Here is a 2,827-nt window from a genome sequence, read left to right as displayed (position 1 = left end):
GCCCTGTTTCGCGACCGAAACAGGGCCAAACGCCCGCCCACAACACCCCCGGGGCCGCGTCAGCGGAAGCGGCGGCCCTCGTCACGGCGGTAGGCGGCGACGGCGAGGACGGCGAACAGGACCGTCCAGCCGGCCAGCACCAGCCACGCCGCCGGGTACGCCGGCTGCCCCGTGAGCGCCTGCACCAGCAGGTCGCGGCCGGCCCGGGTCGGGGTGGCCTGCGAGATCGCGTCGAGCCACGCCGGGAACGCCTGCGGCGGCAGGAACAGCCCGCCCGCGAACGCCAGCGGGAACAGCACCACCTGCACGACCGGCAGCGCGGCCTTCGCGGACAACGAGTACCCGACCGCCATCCCGAGCAGCACGAACGGCACCGACACCAGCAGGATCGTGCCCACCCCGGCGAGCAGCTGCCCGACCGTCACGGTCGCGGCGGTGAACAGCCAGCCGATGAGGATCAGCGGCACCAGGCCGAACAGCGCGAAGATCGCGCCGTTGCCGATGCGCGCGACCATGCGCGGACCGGGCCCGGCAGGCAGGGAGCGCAGGAAGGGGTCGAACGGCAGCTGCCGGTCCTCCGCCACGCCCAGCCCGTAGGTGAACAGGCTGGCCGAGCACACGGCGAACAGGCCGAGGCTCGCCACGGACATCGTCGCCCACAGCGGGTCTTGCGCGACGTCGCGCTGCGGCACCACGAAGAAGAACATCGCGAGCGCGGGGAACAGCATGTTGCCGAGCACGGCGATCGGCACGCGCACGGTCTCGAGGAACTGGTACCGCAGGTGCAGCCACGTCAGCCGCACCGGCCCCGGGGCACGCCCGGCCTGGGGCGCGGTCGTCGTCGCGGTCATCGGGCCACCTCCTGCAGCACCATCTCCTCGAAGGCCTCCTCCAGGCTGGCGCCCCGGATCTGGAGGTCGTGGAACTCGACGTCGCCGCGGACGAGATCGCGTACGAGGGCGTCCGCGTCGGCGGTGTACAGCTCCTGCACGCCGTCGTCGCGCCGCTCGGCCCGCACGACGCCGGGCCACGCGGCGAGGTCCGCACGGGACCGCACGGCCACCCGCCGCAGGCCCACGCGTCGGAGGATGGCGTCGAGCGAGTCGTCGGCCCGCACCACCCCGCGGTCGACGACGACGACGCGCTCCGCGAGCGCCTGCACCTCCTCGAGGTAGTGGCTGGTCAGCAGCACGGTGCCGCCGCCCGCGTGGTAGGCGCGGATCGCGTCCCACAGGGCCTGGCGAGCGCCGACGTCGAGACCGGTGGTGGGCTCGTCGAGCAGCACGACGCGCGGGCGCCCGACGAGGGCGAGCGCGACCGCGAGGCGCCGCTTCTGCCCGCCGGAGAGGGCTCCCGTCTGCCGCCGCGCGAGGTCGGCGAGGCCGAACTGCTCGAGCAGGTCGCCCGTCGGCACCGGACGGACGTAGTGCCCACCGACGAAGTCGACCACCTCCCGGACCCGCAGCGTGGCGGGCAGCCCGGTCTCCTGCGGCGTGACGCCGAGGCCGGCCCGGCTGGCCGCGTCGCGGGGGTCGCCGCCCAACAGGCGCACCGTGCCGGAGTCGGGGCGGCGCTGCCCGCTGACCAGGGACAGCAGCGTCGACTTGCCCGCACCGTTGGGACCGAGCAGGCCCACGAGCTCGCCGGCACCGACGTCGAGGCTGACGTCGTCGAGCGCGACGACGTCGCCGAATCGGCGGGTCACGCCGCGCACCGCGACGACCGGAGCCCGCTCCGACGGACGGGTCATGATCCGGCTCCTCTCAGCAGCCCGGTGAGGGCTTCGGTGTAGTCCTCGAACGCGCGCCGACCCTGCGGGGTGAGCGCGAGATAGGTGGCCGGCGTGCGGCCCTCGTGGGTCTTGGTGACCCGGACGTAGCCGGCGTCCTCGAGCTTGCGGAGGTGGGTGGACAGGTTGCCCGCCGTCATGTCGAGCAGCGTGCGCAGCTTGGGGAAGCTCAGCTCGTCGCCGGTGCCCAGGGCCGCGAGGGTCGCGACGACGCGCAGCCGCGCGGGCGCGTGGATGACCGGGTCGAGGGCGTCAGGCACGGCCTGCCTCCGCGTCCGCGCGGCGGCGCGACGTGCGCACGTGCTCGACGCCCGCCATCACGAGGAACCCGCCGCCTCCCGCGAGCGCCATCACGAGGTAGGTGCTGGGCAGACCGGCGAAGGTCGCGGCCGCGGCGACCAGCAGGATCCACGCGCCGAGGACGAAGAGGCTGCGGTCGCCGAACGCCGCGGCGCCGCCGAGGTACAGCAGCCCCACGACGAGGCACGCACCACCGTTGCTGGCGAGGCCCATGACCTCCCCGTCCGCCCCGGCGCGGGCGAGGCCGCCGAGGAAGACGCTGAGGGTGAGGAAGCCGAGCATCCAGGACCACCCGTACATCGCGCCGGTCCGGGCGGAGACGCCGCGCGTGCCCGCGGTGCGGCTGATGGTGTGGACCATGGTGAACACGACCGCCGCGGCGATGGCGACCGCGAACACCCAGAACGCCCACGCCGCGGGCTGGCCCTGGTCCCGCGCGCTGGACCACAGGACCAGGTAGCCGGCGAGCCAGGCGACGCCCCACGCGCCGTAGAGGGCGCGGCCGTCGGGCTCGAGGGCGGCGCGGGCGCGGTCCTGCTGCTGGCGGATGAGCCGCAGCGAGTCGGCGGCGCCGAGCCCGGCGCCGTCGCCCGGCCCGTCGGGGGTGCTGGTCATCTCAACCTCGCAGAGTAGTTTGTGCTGCAAACCTGTTTGCCGAGCATGGCACGGCGGGCATCGGCGCACAACCCCTCGAAGCCCGGATCGTTGTGGGTACGAAAATTGGTGGGACACCCCCGG

The 2,827-nt window shown here is 74.4% G+C and carries 4 protein-coding genes; all 4 read right to left on the bottom strand.

The window, feature by feature from the left end:
• Positions 1–59: 59 nt before the first annotated feature.
• The 4 genes from ACFT55_RS19875 to ACFT55_RS19860 are packed head-to-tail and all read right to left on the bottom strand — an operon-like array spanning position 60 to position 2,704.
• Positions 60–851: an ABC transporter permease gene (locus ACFT55_RS19875; RefSeq protein WP_380245580.1), complete on the bottom strand. Its 792-nt coding sequence runs from the start codon at positions 849–851 to the stop codon at positions 60–62.
• On the bottom strand, positions 848–1,750 hold the full coding sequence (locus ACFT55_RS19870; protein ID WP_380245579.1) for an ABC transporter ATP-binding protein: 903 nt from the start codon (positions 1,748–1,750) through the stop codon (positions 848–850). Before ACFT55_RS19870 ends, ACFT55_RS19875 begins: the two co-directional genes overlap by 4 nt.
• Positions 1,747–2,049 (bottom strand): transcriptional regulator, encoded by a 303-nt coding sequence (locus ACFT55_RS19865; RefSeq protein ID WP_380245578.1) that lies wholly within the window; start codon positions 2,047–2,049, stop codon positions 1,747–1,749. The genes ACFT55_RS19870 and ACFT55_RS19865 overlap by 4 nt, the downstream gene beginning before the upstream one ends.
• Positions 2,042–2,704: a hypothetical protein gene (locus ACFT55_RS19860; protein WP_380245577.1), complete on the bottom strand. Its 663-nt coding sequence runs from the start codon at positions 2,702–2,704 to the stop codon at positions 2,042–2,044. Before ACFT55_RS19860 ends, ACFT55_RS19865 begins: the two co-directional genes overlap by 8 nt.
• Positions 2,705–2,827: the final 123 nt, after the last annotated feature.

The sequence above is a fragment of the Isoptericola sp. NPDC057191 genome (genome assembly GCF_042670225.1).
Taxonomy (GTDB): Bacteria; Actinomycetota; Actinomycetes; order Actinomycetales; family Cellulomonadaceae; genus Isoptericola.
This window is presented reverse-complemented; position numbering and strand designations above follow the sequence as displayed.

Coding starts and splice junctions, on each gene's coding strand:
- ACFT55_RS19875 (WP_380245580.1), bottom strand. CDS start 851: ATGACCGCGACGACGACCGCGCCCCAGGCCGGGCGTGCCCCGGGGCCG.
- ACFT55_RS19870 (WP_380245579.1), bottom strand. CDS start 1,750: ATGACCCGTCCGTCGGAGCGGGCTCCGGTCGTCGCGGTGCGCGGCGTG.
- ACFT55_RS19860 (WP_380245577.1), bottom strand. CDS start 2,704: ATGACCAGCACCCCCGACGGGCCGGGCGACGGCGCCGGGCTCGGCGCC.